Below are 15,655 nucleotides of genomic sequence, written 5' to 3' on the forward strand. Positions count from 1 at the left end.
CGTTCAGCGCACTGCCGTTCAGCACTTTCGCCGTTCAGCGCACTGCCGTTCAGCACCTCGCCGTTCAGCGCCTTCCGTCCGACCGAATCGGAGTCATCTCCCCATGCCGGCCACCTTCGGCTTCCTCGCTCACCCCATCAGTCCCGGCCACCGCAACCAGGTCCGCGCCCTCGACCTGCTCGGCCGTCTCTTCGACGACCACCGCGGCACCCCCGAGCCGCCCGGCACCCGCCGCCACCACGTCCCCGTACCGCTGCTGACCTCCGTGACCTCCGCCACCGGCGTCACCGCGACCGGCGAGGTCCGCCATCTCCCCTACACCGCCCAGCAGTTGCTGGCCCGGCCCACCACCGCGCGGGAACTCGTCGTCGCCGAGGTCAGCGCGCTGCGCGAGGAGGCGGGTGCCCAGCTCGTCGGACTCGGCGGCGCGACGTCCATCGTGGGCGACCGCGGACTGTGGACCGCCGAGCAGGTCGGCGTCCCCGTCACCAGCGGCAACTCCCTGACCGTTTACGCGGCGCACGCCGAACTCGCCCATGTCGTCAGCCTGTTGGGCCTCGACCCGGAGAAGACGCGGGTCGCCGTCGTCGGCTACCCCGGCTCCATCGGCCTCGCCATCGCGAAACTCCTGCTCGGCGACGGCCACCCGCTCGACCTGGTGGCCCGCATCGGCAGCCAGTCCTCCGAGCGGCTGCTGCGCCACCTCGACCCGATCCACCACGACCGGGTGCGGCTCGTCGAGACCGTCGCGCAGTGCTCCGCCGAGACCCTGCTGTACGTCACCGCCTCCTCGGTCGGCGGCCTGGTCGACCCCGCCGCGCTGCGGCCCGGCTCGATCGTCGTCGACGTGGCGCTGCCCCGCGACGTCGCCGAGCCGCCCGCGCCCGGCAGCGACGTGCTCGTCATCGACGGCGGACTGGTCAGTGCGTCGGACGAGGTCCAGGTCGGCGACGGCTCGCTGCCCGCGCCCGCCCAGCAGCTCAACGGCTGCCTCGCCGAGACCATCGTGCTCGCCCTCGAAGGCCGTACCGAGTCCTTCTCGCTCGGCCGCGAGCTGGACCTGGACCGGGTGCGCACCATCGGCGCGCTCGCCGCCCGGCACGGGTTCCGGCCCACGTCGCTGGCCTCGTTCGGCCGCACCGTGCCCGAGGACGACGTGCAGCGCCTGGCCCGGCACCACCGCCCCGCCGGGTCGGCCGCCCCTGCGCCCGCGCCCGACCCGGCCGCCGAGACGCCGCGCCGCTTCGAGCAGCACGTCAACCCGCCCATGGCCCGCCTCTTCGCCGCGCACGGCCTCGACCGGGTCTTCACCGGCGGCAACGGCGCGACGCTGACCACCGCCGACGGCACCGATTACCTCGACTTCATCGCCGGGTACGGCTGCCTCAACCTCGGCCACAACCACCCCGAGGTCACCGGCAGGCTGCGGCAGTTCCTCGACGCGTCCGCGCCGACCTTCGTGCAGTACGTGTCCATGCCGACGCACTCGGCGGAGCTCGCCGAGCGGCTCAGCGCCGTGTCCCCCGGCCGCCTGGAGCGGGTGTTCTTCAGCAACTCCGGTACGGAGGCCGTCGAGGCGGCCCTGAAACTGGCGCGGGCCGGCACCGGCCGCACCCGGCTCGTCTACGCGGAGAACAGCTACCACGGCAAGACCCTCGGCGCGCTCTCCGTCACCGGCCGCGAGGGCCACCGCGCGCCCTTCGGACCGCTGCTCCCCGAGACCGCGGAGGTGCCCTACGGCGATCTCGAAGCCCTGGAGCGGGCCATCGAGGGAGCCGCCGGGTTCATCGTCGAGCCGGTGCAGGGCGAGGGCGGTGTCGTCCTTCCGCCGCCCGGATATCTGCGCGCCGCACGGGAGTTGTGCCGCAAGGCGGGCGCCGCGTTCATCCTCGACGAGATCCAGACGGGGCTCGGCCGCACCGGAGCGCTGTTCGCCGCCGACCACGACGGCCTGGAACCGGACATCCTGTGCCTGGCCAAGTCCCTCTCCGGCGGCCTGGTCCCGATCGGCGCGACGCTGTGCAGCGCCGATCTGTGGGACGCCGCGTACGGCACCACCAACCGCTCCATGCTGCACTCGTCGACGTTCGGCGGCGGCAACTTCGCGGCGGCGGCAGGACTCGCCACCCTGGACGTCCTGACCGGCGACGACCTGCCCGCCCACGCCCGCAAGGTCGGCGAGCACCTGCGCGGCAGGCTGCGCGAGGTGACCGCCCCGTACGGCTTCATCAAGGACGTACGCGGCATCGGCATGATGACCGCCATCGAGTTCGACGGGGACTTCTCCGGAGCGGTGCAGGCCCTCACCGACGAGGCGCTCACCCGCTTCCCCGGCGATCTGCACACCCTCGTCGACTGGCTGCCGGACGATCTGCGCACCGCGCTCTCCGGGGTCGGCCGGGCCGTGGAGTCGACGCTCGGCGACCTGATGTGCCTGCGCTTCGTCGGCAGCCTGGCCCGCGACCACAAGGTCCTGACCTTCGTCACCGCCAACCGCACCGGCGTCCTGCGCATCCAGCCGCCGCTCGTCCTCGACACGGCCCAGGCCGACCGTTTCGTCGACGCGGTCGCCGAGGTCTGCCAGGGGCTCGCGCTCCACGCCGACCTGGGCGCCTGGCAGCGGCCCGCCTGAACTCCCCCGCACCACCTCTTCGCCACTCTCCCGGATCCGTGAAAGGACCAGCCATCATGAGCAACACCCTCCAGCAGCAGATGACCGACTACCTCGTCGACCGGCTCGGCCTGCTCCCCGACGAGATCGGCCCGACGGCCCGCTTCAAGGAGGACATGGGCCTGGACTCGCTCGACATGGTCGAGCTCGTCTCCCTCCTCGAGTCCCACCTGGGCGCGGCCGTCGCCGACACCGCGCTCGAGCACCTCACGACACTCCAGGACGTCGTCGCGTACCTGGAGGAGCACGGCGCCAAGGCCACCTCCGAGGCCGCCGCGTGAGCGCGCCCCAGGGCCCGCGGCGCGTCGTCGTCACCGGCATCGGACCGGTCACCCCGCTCGCCATCGGCGCGAAGCACTTCCAGGTCGCACAGCTGGAAGGCCGCAGCGCGATCCGGCCGATAACCCGCCTCGACGCCTCCGAGCTGCCCGTCCGGATAGCCGGCGAGGTGGATCTGCCAGAGGATCTCGCCCCGGACCGGCGTACCGAGAGGATCACCGACCGGGCGACCCACCTCGCCTTCGCGGCGGCCGAACTGGCCCTGCGGGACAGCGCGCTCGACCTCACGGCCGAGGACCTCGACCGGATCGGCGTGGTCATCGGCTCCGGGGTCGGCGGCGGCGGGAGCACCGAGGAGAATCTGCGCGCCTCCTACGAGAAGGGCGGCTACCGCGGCCTGTCCGCGCGGTTCATCCCGGCGACGATGGTGAACAGTTCGGCGGCCTGGGTCGGCATCAAGTACGGCCTGACGGGGCCGAGCAGCGCCGCGGTGACCGCCTGCGCCTCGGCGGCCGACTCACTGGTCGCCGCCCACCAGATGATCACCAGCGGCGAGGCCGACGTCGTCCTCGCCGGCGGCACCGACGCCCCGGTGATCCGTTCGGTGCTCGGCGGCTTCGCGAAGATGCGGGCGCTCTCCACCCGCAACGAGGAGCCGGAGCGGGCCAGCCGCCCGTTCAGCGCCGACCGGGACGGCTTCGTCCTCGGCGAGGGCGCGGCGGTCCTCGTCCTGGAGGAGGCGGGGCACGCGGCGGCGCGGGGCGCGGTGCCGCTGGCCGAGTTCAGCGGGTACGGACGCTCTTCGGACGCGTACCACATCACCGCCCCGCGGCCGGACGGCTCGGGGGCGGCGAGGGCGGTGACCGCAGCGCTGCGTTCTGCCGGGCTCACCCCGGACGACGTGGACCTCGTGAACGCGCATGGGACGGCGACGTCGTTCAACGACGCGGGCGAGGCGGCGGCGCTGCATCTCGCGCTGGGCGAGGCCGCGGGGCGGATTCCCGTGACCGCCACGAAATCGCTCACCGGGCACACGCTGGGCGCGTCCGGGGCCATCGAGGCGGTCTCGGCGGTGCAGAGCATCGTGCACCGGGTGATTCCGCCGACGGCCAATCTGGAGAACCCGGACGAGTCGCTGGGCCTCGACGTGGTGGGCGAGGGCGGCCGGGAGGCCGACGTCGACACCGTGCTGTCGAACTCGTTCGCCTTCGGCGGGCATAACGTTGCACTGGTCTTCCGGCGACTGAAGTGACGTTGGAGCGGCCGGTTCTCGTCTGCGGGTTCGACGTGGCTGGTCGCGCAGTTCCCCGCGCCCCTTACGGGGCGCGGGGGATGCCGCTGCTCTCTACGAACCCAGGATCGAGGTGAGGAACTCCCCTACCCAGCCCAGCAGTTCCCGCCCGACCAGCGGCTTCCCGCCGACCTTCGCGGTCTTCGGGCGCGGCACCAGGACCTGGTGGACGCCCGGCTTGATGACCGTCCCCGGATAGAGCCGCTTGAGCCGCAGCTCCTGGGACTCCCGCAGCTCCACCGGGGCGAAGCGGATGTTGTTGCCCTGGAGCACGATCTCGCCGACCCCACAGGCGCGGGACAGCATCCGCAGCCCGGCCACCAGGAGCAGGTTCTCCACCGGCTCGGGCAACTTGCCGTAGCGGTCGACGAGTTCCTCGCGTACGGACTTGATGTCCGCCTCCGTGTTGGCGGAGGCGATGGCGCGGTAGGCCGCCAGGCGCAGCCGCTCGCCGGGGGCGTAGTCGTGCGGGACGTGCGCGTCGACGGGCAGCTCGACCTTGACCTCCAGGGGCGGCTGCTCATCCGAAGACCCGTCGCCGCCTTCGAGGGAGGCGCGGTAGTCGGCCACGGCCTCGCCCACCATGCGTACGTAGAGGTCGAAGCCGACGCCCGCGATGTGCCCGGACTGTTCGCCGCCGAGCAGGTTTCCGGCGCCGCGGATCTCCAGGTCCTTCATCGCGACGTACATGCCCGCGCCCATCTCGGTGTGCTGGGCGATGGTGGCGAGGCGCTCGTGGGCGGTCTCCGTGAGCGGCTTCTCCGGCGGGTAGAGGAAGTAGGCGTAACCGCGCTCGCGGCCTCGGCCGACGCGGCCGCGCAGCTGGTGCAGCTGGGAGAGGCCGAAGTTGTCGCCGCGCTCCACGATCAGCGTGTTGGCGTTGGAGATGTCGATGCCGGACTCGACGATCGTCGTGGAGACGAGCACGTCGAACTTCTTCTCCCAGAAGTCCACCACGACCTGTTCCAGGGCCTGTTCGGACATCTGGCCGTGGGCGGTGGCGATGCGCGCCTCCGGGACGATGTCCCGCAGCCGGGCCGCCGCGCGGTCGATGGACTCGACGCGGTTGTGGATGTAGAAGACCTGGCCCTCGCGCAGGAGTTCACGGCGGATGGCCGCGCCGATCTGCTTCTCCTCGTACGGACCGACGAAGGTGAGCACCGGGTGGCGCTCCTCCGGGGGCGTGGTGATGGTCGACATCTCGCGGATGCCGGTGACGGCCATTTCCAACGTACGGGGAATGGGCGTGGCGGACATGGTCAGCACATCCACATTGGCGCGCAGCTTCTTCAGCTGCTCCTTGTGCTCGACGCCGAAGCGCTGCTCCTCGTCGACGATGACCAGGCCGAGGTCCTTGAACTTGGTCTCGGAGGAGAAGAGGCGGTGGGTGCCGATGACGATGTCGACCGAGCCGTCACGCAGTCCTTCGAGCGTCGCCTTGGACTCGGTGTCCGTCTGGAAGCGGCTCAACGCCCGTGTCTTCACCGGGAATTGGGAGTACCGCTCGGAGAACGTACCGAAGTGCTGCTGCACCAGGAGCGTCGTCGGGACGAGGACGGCGACCTGCTTGCCGTCCTGGACGGCCTTGAAGGCGGCGCGGACCGCGATCTCCGTCTTTCCGTAACCGACGTCGCCGCAGATGAGGCGGTCCATCGGGACCGTCTTCTCCATGTCCTCCTTGACCTCGGCGATGGTGGTGAGCTGGTCGGGCGTCTCCGCGTACGGGAAGGCGTCCTCCAGCTCGCGCTGCCAGGGGGTGTCGGGGGCGAAGGAGTGGCCGGGGGCGGCCATGCGGGCGGAGTACAGCTTGATGAGGTCGGCGGCGATCTCCTTGACGGCCTTCTTCGCGCGCGCCTTGGTCTTGGTCCAGTCGGCGCCGCCCAGGCGGTGCAGCGTGGGGGCCTCACCGCCGACGTACTTGGTGATCTGCTCCAGCTGGTCGGTGGGGATGTAGAGCCGGTCGCCGGGCTGGCCGCGCTTGGCGGGGGCGTACTCCACGACGAGGTACTCGCGGGTGGCGCCCTGGACGGTGCGCTGCACCATCTCGATGTAGCGGCCGACGCCGTGCTGCTCGTGGACGATGAAGTCGCCGGACTCCAGGGTCAGCGGGTCGATCGTCTTGCGGCGGCGGGCCGGCATCCGCTGGCCGTCCTTGCCGGCCGCCTTCTGGCCGGAGAGGTCGGTCTCGGTGAGGACGGCGAGCTTGAGGGCGGGGTCGACGAAGCCGTAGTCGATCGAACCGCAGGACACGTGCACGACGGACGGCGTCAGCTCGCTGAGGTCGCCCGTCTTTGAATCAAGCACAGTCAGGCGGGCGGCGATGCCTTCGCCGCCGAGGACCTCGACGGTACGGGCGGCGGGTCCGTGGCCTTCCGTGACATAGACCGTGCGCCAGCCGTCGGCGAGCCAGCCCTTGGTGTCGGCGAGGGCCTTCGCGGTGTCGCCCCGGTAGGTCTCGGTGGCGTGCATGCCGAGCTTGAGGGTGTCCTCGCCCAGCTCTTCGTCGGCGGCGAAGGGGGAGACGGACCACCACATCATCCCGAGGTCGCTCGCGTGGTCCCGGACGTCCGCGATGCCCCACAGGGAGGCCGCGCCCACATCGATGGGCGCCTCGCCGCCACCGGCCGTCGCGGCCCAGCTGGCCTGGAGGAACTCCTGCGATGTCGCCACCAGGTCGGCGGCACGGGTGCGGACGCGCTCGGGATCGCAGACCACGGCCATGCTGTCGTCCGGCAGGACATCGAGCAGCAGCTCCATGTCGTCGACGAGGACCGGGGCGAGGGACTCCATGCCCTCGACGGCGATGCCCTCGGCGATCTTGCCGAGCAGTTCGCCGAGCTCGGGGTGCTGCTCGGCGAGCACTGCGGCCCGCTCCCGCACCTCGTCCGTGAGCAGCAGCTCACGACAGGGCGGCGCCCACAGTCCGTGCTCGGCGACTTCGAGGGACCGCTGGTCGGCGACCTTGAAGTAGCGGATCTCCTCGACGTCGTCGCCCCAGAACTCGACGCGGAGGGGGTGCTCCTCGGTCGGCGGGAAGACATCGAGAATCCCCCCGCGTACGGCGAACTCGCCGCGCTTCTCGACCAGCTCCACCCGCGAGTACGCGGCTGCCGCGAGCGCCTCGACGGTCTCGTTCAGATCGGTGGTCTGCCCCGAGCGCAGGGCGACCGGCTCAAGCTCCCCCAGCCCTTTGACCTGCGGCTGGAGCACCGACCGGATGGGCGCCACGATGACGGAGACGGGTCCGGTCTCGGGGTCGTCCTCGCGGGGGTGCGCGAGGCGGCGCAGGACGGCGAGGCGGCGGCCGACGGTGTCGGAGCGGGGCGAGAGGCGCTCGTGCGGCAGCGTCTCCCAGGAGGGGTACTCGACGACACCGTCCGGCGGAACGATCGTGCGCAGCGCGGCCGCCAGGTCCTCGGCCTCACGGCCGGTCGCCGTCACGGCCAGGACCGTACGCCCGGTCTCGCGGGCCAGCGCAGCCACGGCGAACGGCCGGGCCGCGGGCGGTCCGACCAGGTCGACGTGCATGCGGTTGCCGTCGGCTGCGGCCTTGACCGCTTCGGCGAGGGCCGCGTCCTTGACGACGGCGTCGAGGAGTCCGTGCAGGCTCATGAAGGGGCATCCCGTCCGGGAGGTGGGCAACGCGAAGCGCCCGGCACGTCGAACGGGCCGGGGGGTCTCCAGCGTACGACTCCGCGCCGACAGCCGCTGGCCAAGTCCGCCGACGGTCCGCCGACGGCACCCGGGAGACCCCCGCGACAACAGGGAGGGCCCCCGGCAGGCGCCATGCCTGCCGGGGGCCGTTTCCCCCGCACCCCCGTAGCGGGAGCTACTCCGTGGCGATCGCGTTCAGTACGTTCATCCGGCCCGCCCGGAACGCCGGGACCAGCGCGGCGAAGAGGCCCACGAACGCCGAGCCCACGAAGACGGTGATGATCGTCGGCCAGGGGATCTCCAGGACCTTCAGGCCCTCCAGGGCCAGGAGCTGCTGGGCCGTCGCGCCCCAGCCCATGCCCAGGCCGAGGCCCAGCAGCGCGCCGAAGAGGGCGATGACCACCGACTCCATGCGGATCATGCGGCGCAGCTGGCGGCGGGAGAGGCCGATGGCCCGCATCAGGCCGATCTCGCGGGTGCGCTCCACCACCGAGAGGGCCAGCGTGTTCACGACGCCGAGGATCGCGACGATGATCGCGAGGCCGAGCAGCCCGTAGACCATGTTGAGCATCTGGCCGACCTGGTCCTTCAGGGTCTGCTTGAAGTCGGTCTGGTCCATGACCTTGTACTGCGGGTACTCGGACATGGCCGCCTTCAGCGACTTGTACGCCGCGTCCTGCTGCCCCTTCTCCGCCTTGGCGAACATGATCTCGTTCGGCGGCATCCGGTCGGCGGGCACGTACTTCGCGGCCGTCGAGATGTTCACGTACATCGCGCCGCCGTCGATCGTCGCGTCGCTCGACGTGATGGCCCGGACGGTCAGCTCCGCGCTCTCGCCCCGGTTGAACGCGGCCTTCACCTTGTCGCCGACGGAGATGCCGTGGTCCTTTGCGAAGTCCTCGCCGACCGACATCGAGTCGGGCTTGTAGGCGTCGGCGAGCTTTCCGGAGACGGTCTCGCTGCGCAGGTCCTGCGCGTATGTCGCGTCGGCGGCGCTCAGGCCGACCTCCTTGGCGACCTTCCCGTCGGGTCCCGTCAGGTCCGCCTTGATGTCCTTGTAGTTGGTGATGTGGGCGATGTGGTCCGCCTTCTCCAGGGACTTCGCGGCCTTCGGCGTGATCGGCTGGCCCTTGCCGGACTGGATGATGAAGTCCGCGCCGACCGACTTGTCCAGCTCGTCCGTCGCCGACGCGACCATCGAGGAGCCGACCACGGAGAGGCAGGCGACCAGGGCGAGGCCGATCATCAGGGCCGCGCCGGTGGCGCCGGTGCGGCGCGGGTTGCGCAGCGCGTTCCGCTCGGCCATCCGGCCGACCGGGCCGAACCACCGCAGCAGTACGGCGCTGATGACGCGGACCACGCCGGACGCGAGGACCGGGCCGATGACGACGAAGCCGATGAGCGTGAGGACCACGCCGCCGCCGAGGAACAGCGAACCGTCGCTCGCCTTGTCGGCCTGGGAAGCGGCCCACAGGCCGTAGCCGCCGGCGCCGGTGAGGACCAGGCCGATGACCGCCCGCAGGGCGCTGGCCCGGCCGTCGGCGGGTGTCCCGGCGTCGCGCAGGGCGGCCATCGGGGAGACCTTGCCGGCCCGGCGTGCGGGCAGGTAGGCGGCGAGGACGGTGACGACGACGCCGAGGACCATGCCCACCACGGGAGTCGTCCACTTGACGGTGAGGTCCTCGGTGGACAGCTCCATGCCCATGCCGGACATCAGCTGCATCAGACCGACGGCGAGCCCGACGCCCGCGCCGACCCCGAGGACCGAGCCGACGACGCCGAGCAGCAGCGCCTCGACCAGCACGGAGCGGTTGACCTGCTTGCGGCTGGACCCGATGGCACGCATCAGGCCGATCTCGCGGGTGCGCTGGGCGACCAGCATCGAGAAGGTGTTGATGATGAGGAAGATGCCGACGAGGAAGGCGATCCCGGCGAAGCCGAGCATCGCGTACTTCATGACGTCGAGGAAGCCGCTGACGCTCTTGCGGTTGTCGTCCGCGCTCTCCTTCTGCGTCTTGACCTTGTACGCGGACGCGTCGGCGTCCAGCGCGGTGGTGACGTTCTTCTTCAGCTGGGCGTCGCTGACGCCCGCGTCGGCGGAGACGTTGACGTGCGTGAACCGGCCGGTGGCGCCCAGGAGTTCGCGCTGGGCGGTGGCGGTGTCGTAGTAGACGATCGCGGCACCGGGGTTGGTCACCTTGAAGGTGGCGATGCCGGAGATCTTCGCGCTGTGGTCGCCGGAGACGGCGATGGTGCGCAGTTCGTCGCCGAGCTTGAGGTCGTGCTTGTCGGCGGTGTCGGCGTCGATCATCACCTCGGTGGGGCCGCGCGGGGCGTGCCCGGAGGTGATGTCCATCGAACGCAGGTCGTTGTGCGTCCAGTTGCCGGCGATGGTCGGGCCGCCGTTGGTGGGCCCGAGGTCCTTGTTCTTGGCGTTGACGACGGTCACGCCCTCGCTGCTGACCCCGCCCTCGGCGGCCTTCACGCCGTCCGCCTTCTTCGCCTGGTCGACGACGGAGGCGGGCATCGACTCGGGCTTGCCGGTGTCGGGGCGGTCGCCGGGGTCCGTCGCGGACTTGGAGGTGACGGTGACGTCGGCGGACGTCGCGGCGAAGAGCTTGTCGAACGTCGTGTTCATGGTGTCGGAGAAGACGAGCGTGCCGCACACGAACGCCACCGACAGGACGACGGCGACCGCGGAGAGCGCCATCCGCCCCTTGTGCGCGAGGAAGTTGCGCATCGAGGTCTTGAGGACGGTCATGACGTACGCCCCCGGGCGTCGAAGTCCTTCATGCGGTCGAGGACGGTCTCGGCGGTCGGCGAGTACATCTCGTCGACGATCCGGCCGTCGGCGAGATACAGCACCCGGTCCGCGTACGAGGCGGCCACCGGGTCGTGCGTGACCATCACGATGGTCTGGCCGAGCTCGGTCACCGAGCGGCGCAGGAAGCCCAGCACCTCCGCCCCGGCACGGGAGTCGAGGTTTCCGGTGGGCTCGTCACCGAAGATGATCTCGGGGCGGGACGCGAGCGCGCGGGCCACGGCGACGCGCTGCTGCTGACCGCCGGAGAGCTCGGTGGGCCGGTGCTTGAGTCGCCCCGCGAGGCCAACCGTCTCCACGACCTGGTCCAGCCAGCCGCGGTCGGGCTTGCGGCCCGCGATGTCCATCGGGAGCGTGATGTTCTCTATGGCGTTGAGCGTCGGCAGCAGGTTGAACGCCTGGAAGATGAAGCCGATGCGGTCCCGCCGCAACTGGGTGAGCTTCTTGTCCTTGAGCCCGGTGATCTCGGTCTCGTCGAGGTAGATCTGCCCGGAGGACACGGTGTCGAGTCCCGCGAGGCAGTGCATCAGGGTCGACTTTCCGGAGCCGGAGGGACCCATGATCGCGGTGAACTGCCCGCGGGCGATGTCCACGTCGATGTGGTCGAGCGCGACGACGCGGGTCTCCCCGGAGCCGTACGCCTTGACGACCTGGCGCGCCCGTGCCGCCACGGCCGTACGCCCTCCAGTGCCCCCGTGCCTGGGAATGGTTACAGCCGATGTCACGGTAAGTCTCCTATGTCGGTTACGCGAAGGTCAGGCGTGTGCGTCGTGCGTCACGCGTGGTGCGTTCAGGCGTGTTCGCTGCTCATAAAGTCTGGTCGGCCGAGGGCCCCCGCGCGCTGGTGCCCAGCGCAGTCTTCTGCTGGGGAAAACCCCACCTTCGAAGGTGGGGCCCGTCCGAACCCGTCGTGCGGTTCATCCGACCCCGTCGGCATAAAGCCAATCTAAGGAGCCGCACCGGGCCTTCTCGTCCTCCAGCGGTACGAACGACCCCCGGTCCGTAGTACGGAGGTTCCCCTAGGGGATCTCCACCGCCGGGTGGAGCCACCCCCGCCCCGACTCCACCCTCGTACCTACCGGACACCCGCCCACCTGCCGATATGACCTCCACCCCCTGCCCTGGCCGCACTCCGGGTGAGAAGGTGGCCCGAAGCAAATAGGTGCAGGGGGAAGGAATCTCGGTGGCAGCGGACGGTGCAAGCGCGGCAGCGGACGGTGCGAGCAGCGAACACATACGGCGCCGCGGCCCCGTCGTCGCCGCGCTCATGCTCGCCATGGCGCTCGCCGCCCTGGACTCCACCATCGTCTCGACCGCCATCCCGCAGATCGTCGGCGACCTCGGCGGATTCTCCGTCTTCTCCTGGCTCTTCTCCGGCTATCTGCTCGCGGTCACCGTCACGCTGCCGATCTACGGCAAGCTCTCCGACACCTTCGGCCGCAAGCCCGTCCTCATCGCGGGCAGCATCCTCTTCCTGATCGGCTCCGCGCTGTGCGCGATGGCGTGGAACATGGCGGCGCTGATCGCCTTCCGCGTCGTACAGGGCCTGGGCGGCGGCGCGCTCCAGGGCACGGTGCAGACGCTGGCCGCCGACCTCTATCCGCTGAAGGAACGCCCCAAGATCCAGGCCAAGTTGTCCACCGTGTGGGCCTCCTCGGCGATCGCGGGCCCCGCGCTCGGCGGCCTCATCGCCGCGTACGCCGACTGGCGCTGGATCTTCCTGATCAATCTGCCCATCGGGGCGGTCGCCCTGTGGCTGATCGTGCGGCACCTGCACGAGCCGGAGCGTGCGGCGGCCACCGCCCGCGGCCGCATCGACTGGGCGGGCGCGCTCGCCGTCTTCGCCTGCGGCGGCGTCCTGCTCACCGCACTCGTGCAGGGCGGCGTCGCCTGGGGCTGGCTCTCCGCGCCCTCGCTCGCGCTGTTCGCCGCGGGGCTCGTGCTCGCGGCGACCGTGGTGGTCGTCGAGCGGCGGGCGGCCGAACCGATCCTGCCGGGCTGGGTCTGGCGGCGGCGCACCATCGCGGCGGTCAATCTCGCGCTCGGGGCGCTGGGCCTGCTGATGGTCGCGCCGACCGTCTTCCTGCCCACGTACGCCCAGTCCGTGCTCGGCCTCGCGCCGATCGCCGCCGGGTTCGTGCTCTCCGTGATGACGCTGAGCTGGCCGGTGTCGGCCGCCCTGAGCCAGCACGTGTACCGCAGGCTCGGCTTCCGCAACACCGCGGCCATCGGCATCAGCGCGGCCGCGCTGCTCCTCTTCGCCTTCCCCTTCCTGCCCTATCCGGGCCAGGCCTGGCAGCCGGCGCTGATCATGCTGCTCCTCGGCGCGGCGCTCGGCCTCTTCCAACTGCCGCTGATCGTCGGGGTCCAGTCGACCGTCGGCTGGTCGGAGCGGGGCACGGCGACCGCGTCGGTCCTCTTCTGCCGGCAGATCGGCCAGACGCTGGGCGCCGCGCTCTTCGGCGCGCTGGCCAACGCGGTGCTCAGCTCGCGGCTCGGCGGCGCGGGCTCGCTGGACTCCGTCGCGCACGCCCTGGAGGACCCGGCGTCCGTCGCCGACCCCGACCGGCTGCGCCGCGCGGTCGCCACGGCGGTGGACACGGTGTACGTGGGGGCGGGTTGCGCGGCGGTGATCGCCTTGCTGGTGCTGCTCTTCCTCGCACCCCGGCGCTTTCCGGTAATCGGCGAGAAGGGCCCGGAGAGCGGGGAAAATACCGGACCGACCCCGCGTGAACGGCCCGTGAATAAACCGGCCGAATAGACCGACCAACCAGTATGCCCAAAACCCTTCGCAGCCCGCCTACTTGCAAGTAACGTGCTCGGCTCTCACCTCTCGCTTTCCTGCGGTCCCGCACCGGACCGACGCCGCGCAAGGAGAACCGGGATGACGCACCCTCACCACCCTCACCACCACGCCCACCACCCCCACCTCCCCCCGCACGAATCGTCCCCCTCCTACCCCACGTACCCCTGGCAGCCCGTCGCACCGCCGCCCCCGCCGCCCGCACGCCCCCGGCTGCGGCACCCGGCGCTCGGCCGCCACAGCGACCTGCGCCACCTCCGCGGCGCCTACCGTCGGCAGCGCCGCGTCGCCACCCTCACCGCGCTCGGCTACTTCACCCTCTTCCTGGTCCTCTCCGCCTTCGCACCGTCCTTCATGACGAGCACCGTCACGGGCGGCCTCTCCACGGGCCTGCTGCTGGGCCTGTGCCAACTGCCGGTCACGCTCCTGGCCATAGCGCTGTACGAGTACACGGCGCGCCGCCGCCTCGACCCGCTCTCCGAACGGCTGCGCAGGCTGGCCGAGTTGGAGGCGAACCGATGACCCCGCCGACCGTGCTCGCCACGGACTCCGCGCAGGCCATGTCCCTGGTGGCCTTCACCGCGGTCGTCACACTCACGCTGCTGCTCTGCGTACTGACCGGCCCCGACCGCGACGACCTGGGCGAGTTCTACACCGGCTACGGCGCGCTCTCGCCGATGCGCAACGGCCTGGCCATCGCCGGCGACTACATCTCGGCGGGGACCGTGCTCGGCACGAGCGGCGTCATCGCCCTGCTCGGGCACGACGGTGTCGTACTGGCCCTGAGCACGGCACTGTCCCTGATGCTCCTGATGTTCCTGCTGGCCGAACCCCTGCGCAACGCGGGGCAGTTCACCATGGGCGACGTGCTGGCCCGCAGGATGCCGGGCCGCGCCGTACGGATGACGGCGTGCGCGGCGACGCTGGCCGCGCTCCTCCCGCTGATGCTGGTGCAGCTGGCGGGAGCGGGCGATCTGCTCTCCTTCATCCTCGGGTTCTCCAGCGAGGGCCTGAAGACGGGATGCGTCATCGCGCTCGGCGCGCTGATGATCAGCTACGCGGCGATCGGCGGCATGAAGGGCACCGCCCTCATCCAGATCCTGAAGATCGTGATCCTGCTCGGCTCCGGCCTGGTCGTCGCCGCGCTGATCCTGAACCGCTTCGACTGGGACCTGGGCGCCCTGCTGGCCGCCGCCGAGCGCGGCAGCGGCATCGGCCCCGCCTACCTCCAGTCCGGACTGCAGTTCGCGGGCGGCCCCAACCCCCGCCTGGACATGATCAGTTCGGAGCTGACGGTGGTACTGGGCGGCGCCTGCCTGCCCCATGTGACGATGCGCATGTACACGGCGCGCAGCGCCCCCGAGATACGCCGCTCGATGTCCTGGGCGGTTTCGTCGGTGGCCCTGTTCGTGCTCATCATCTCCGTCGTCGGCTTCGGGGCGACGGCGATGATCGGCAGGGAGCCGATCGCGCAGGCGGACCAGCAGGGCAATACGGCGTACCTGCTGAGCGCGAAGGCGGTGTTCGGCGCGGACCCCTCCACGGCCGAGACCCTGATCTTCACGACGGTCACCACGGCGATCTTCCTGACCCTGCTCGCCTCGGTGGCGGGAATGATCCTGGCCTGCGCCAACTCCCTTGCGCACGACGTCTTCGCGCACCGCGCGCAGGGCATGACCCCACGCCGCGAAATGACGCTGGCCCGCGTCGCGGCGTTCGCCGTGGGAGGCCTGGCGATCTTCCTGGCGGTCCTGGTCCAGCACCGCAATCTGCAGCCCCTGGTCACCCTCTCCTTCTGCCTGGGCGCATCGGCCCTGGCCCCCGCCCTGGTCTACAGCCTCTTCTGGCGCCGCTACACCCGCAGGGGCCTGCTGTGGACCCTGATCGGCGGCACGCTCGGCTCCACGATCCTGATGACGGGCACCAACCTGGTCTCGGGCTCCCCGACTTCGGCCTTCCCGGACCTGGACTTCAACTGGTTCCCGTTCACGACGACAGGCATCGCCTCCATCCCCCTCGGCTTCCTCCTGGGCTGGCTGGGCACGGTGTCGTCGGGCCGCAGCGAATCGGAGCAACAGCGCAAGCGGTACGAGGCGGTGGAGGGGTGGATCCTGGCGGGGATCAAGCGGGGGTAAG

The 15,655-nt window shown here is 71.0% G+C and carries 9 protein-coding genes; 6 read left to right on the forward strand and 3 right to left on the reverse strand.

Features of this window, described 5'->3' with window-relative positions; translation table 11 throughout:
- Positions 1–103: 103 nt before the first annotated feature.
- From ACIBKX_RS36065 to ACIBKX_RS36075, 3 genes are read left to right on the forward strand one after another with little or no spacing between them, the layout of a single operon-like run.
- Positions 104–2,632 (forward strand): aminotransferase class III-fold pyridoxal phosphate-dependent enzyme, encoded by a 2,529-nt coding sequence (locus ACIBKX_RS36065; protein WP_363270083.1) that lies wholly within the window; start codon positions 104–106, stop codon positions 2,630–2,632.
- Between the two features lie 56 nt (positions 2,633–2,688).
- Positions 2,689–2,952 carry an acyl carrier protein gene (locus tag ACIBKX_RS36070; RefSeq protein ID WP_363270082.1) on the forward strand — a complete coding sequence of 88 codons (264 nt, stop codon included), beginning with the start codon at positions 2,689–2,691 and terminating at the stop codon, positions 2,950–2,952.
- Positions 2,949–4,202: a beta-ketoacyl-[acyl-carrier-protein] synthase family protein gene (locus ACIBKX_RS36075; protein WP_363270081.1), complete on the forward strand. Its 1,254-nt coding sequence runs from the start codon at positions 2,949–2,951 to the stop codon at positions 4,200–4,202. Before ACIBKX_RS36070 ends, ACIBKX_RS36075 begins: the two co-directional genes overlap by 4 nt.
- A 93-nt stretch (positions 4,203–4,295) precedes the next feature.
- Here the strand turns inward: ACIBKX_RS36075 and mfd are convergent, their stop codons facing one another.
- From mfd to ACIBKX_RS36090, 3 genes are all read right to left on the reverse strand, one after another.
- Entirely contained in the window at positions 4,296–7,853 is a 3,558-nt protein-coding gene (mfd, locus tag ACIBKX_RS36080) for a transcription-repair coupling factor (RefSeq protein ID WP_363270080.1), read from the reverse strand.
- A gap of 217 nt (positions 7,854–8,070) precedes the next feature.
- Positions 8,071–10,656 (reverse strand): FtsX-like permease family protein, encoded by a 2,586-nt coding sequence (locus ACIBKX_RS36085; protein WP_363270079.1) that lies wholly within the window; start codon positions 10,654–10,656, stop codon positions 8,071–8,073.
- A complete protein-coding gene (locus ACIBKX_RS36090; RefSeq protein ID WP_363270078.1) occupies positions 10,653–11,441 on the reverse strand; it encodes an ABC transporter ATP-binding protein in 789 nt (262 codons plus the stop codon). Before ACIBKX_RS36090 ends, ACIBKX_RS36085 begins: the two co-directional genes overlap by 4 nt.
- A 542-nt stretch (positions 11,442–11,983) precedes the next feature.
- Here ACIBKX_RS36090 and ACIBKX_RS36095 point away from each other — a divergent pair.
- The 3 genes from ACIBKX_RS36095 to ACIBKX_RS36105 all read left to right on the forward strand — a co-directional run bounded on the left by ACIBKX_RS36095 (position 11,984) and on the right by ACIBKX_RS36105 (position 15,654).
- Complete coding sequence (locus ACIBKX_RS36095) at positions 11,984–13,477, forward strand: MFS transporter (RefSeq protein WP_399377039.1); 1,494 nt, start codon at positions 11,984–11,986, stop codon at positions 13,475–13,477.
- A gap of 123 nt (positions 13,478–13,600) precedes the next feature.
- The gene (locus ACIBKX_RS36100; RefSeq protein ID WP_363270077.1) at positions 13,601–14,041 is read left to right on the forward strand and encodes a DUF485 domain-containing protein; all 441 of its coding nucleotides are present in this window, start codon (positions 13,601–13,603) and stop codon (positions 14,039–14,041) included.
- A complete protein-coding gene (locus ACIBKX_RS36105; protein WP_363270076.1) occupies positions 14,038–15,654 on the forward strand; it encodes a cation acetate symporter in 1,617 nt (538 codons plus the stop codon). Before ACIBKX_RS36100 ends, ACIBKX_RS36105 begins: the two co-directional genes overlap by 4 nt.
- Position 15,655: the final 1 nt, after the last annotated feature.

The sequence above is a fragment of the Streptomyces sp. NPDC050658 genome (assembly GCF_044457025.1).
Taxonomy (GTDB): domain Bacteria; phylum Actinomycetota; class Actinomycetes; order Streptomycetales; family Streptomycetaceae; genus Streptomyces.

Bases quoted from the DNA above. Each gene is read 5' to 3' on its own strand.
- ACIBKX_RS36065 (WP_363270083.1), top strand. From the start codon at position 104: ATGCCGGCCACCTTCGGCTTCCTCGCTCACCCCATCAGTCCCGGCCAC.
- ACIBKX_RS36070 (WP_363270082.1), top strand. From the start codon at position 2,689: ATGAGCAACACCCTCCAGCAGCAGATGACCGACTACCTCGTCGACCGG.
- mfd (WP_363270080.1), bottom strand. From the start codon at position 7,853: ATGAGCCTGCACGGACTCCTCGACGCCGTCGTCAAGGACGCGGCCCTC.
- ACIBKX_RS36085 (WP_363270079.1), bottom strand. From the start codon at position 10,656: ATGACCGTCCTCAAGACCTCGATGCGCAACTTCCTCGCGCACAAGGGG.
- ACIBKX_RS36095 (WP_399377039.1), top strand. From the start codon at position 11,984: ATGCTCGCCATGGCGCTCGCCGCCCTGGACTCCACCATCGTCTCGACC.
- ACIBKX_RS36100 (WP_363270077.1), top strand. From the start codon at position 13,601: ATGACGCACCCTCACCACCCTCACCACCACGCCCACCACCCCCACCTC.
- ACIBKX_RS36105 (WP_363270076.1), top strand. From the start codon at position 14,038: ATGACCCCGCCGACCGTGCTCGCCACGGACTCCGCGCAGGCCATGTCC.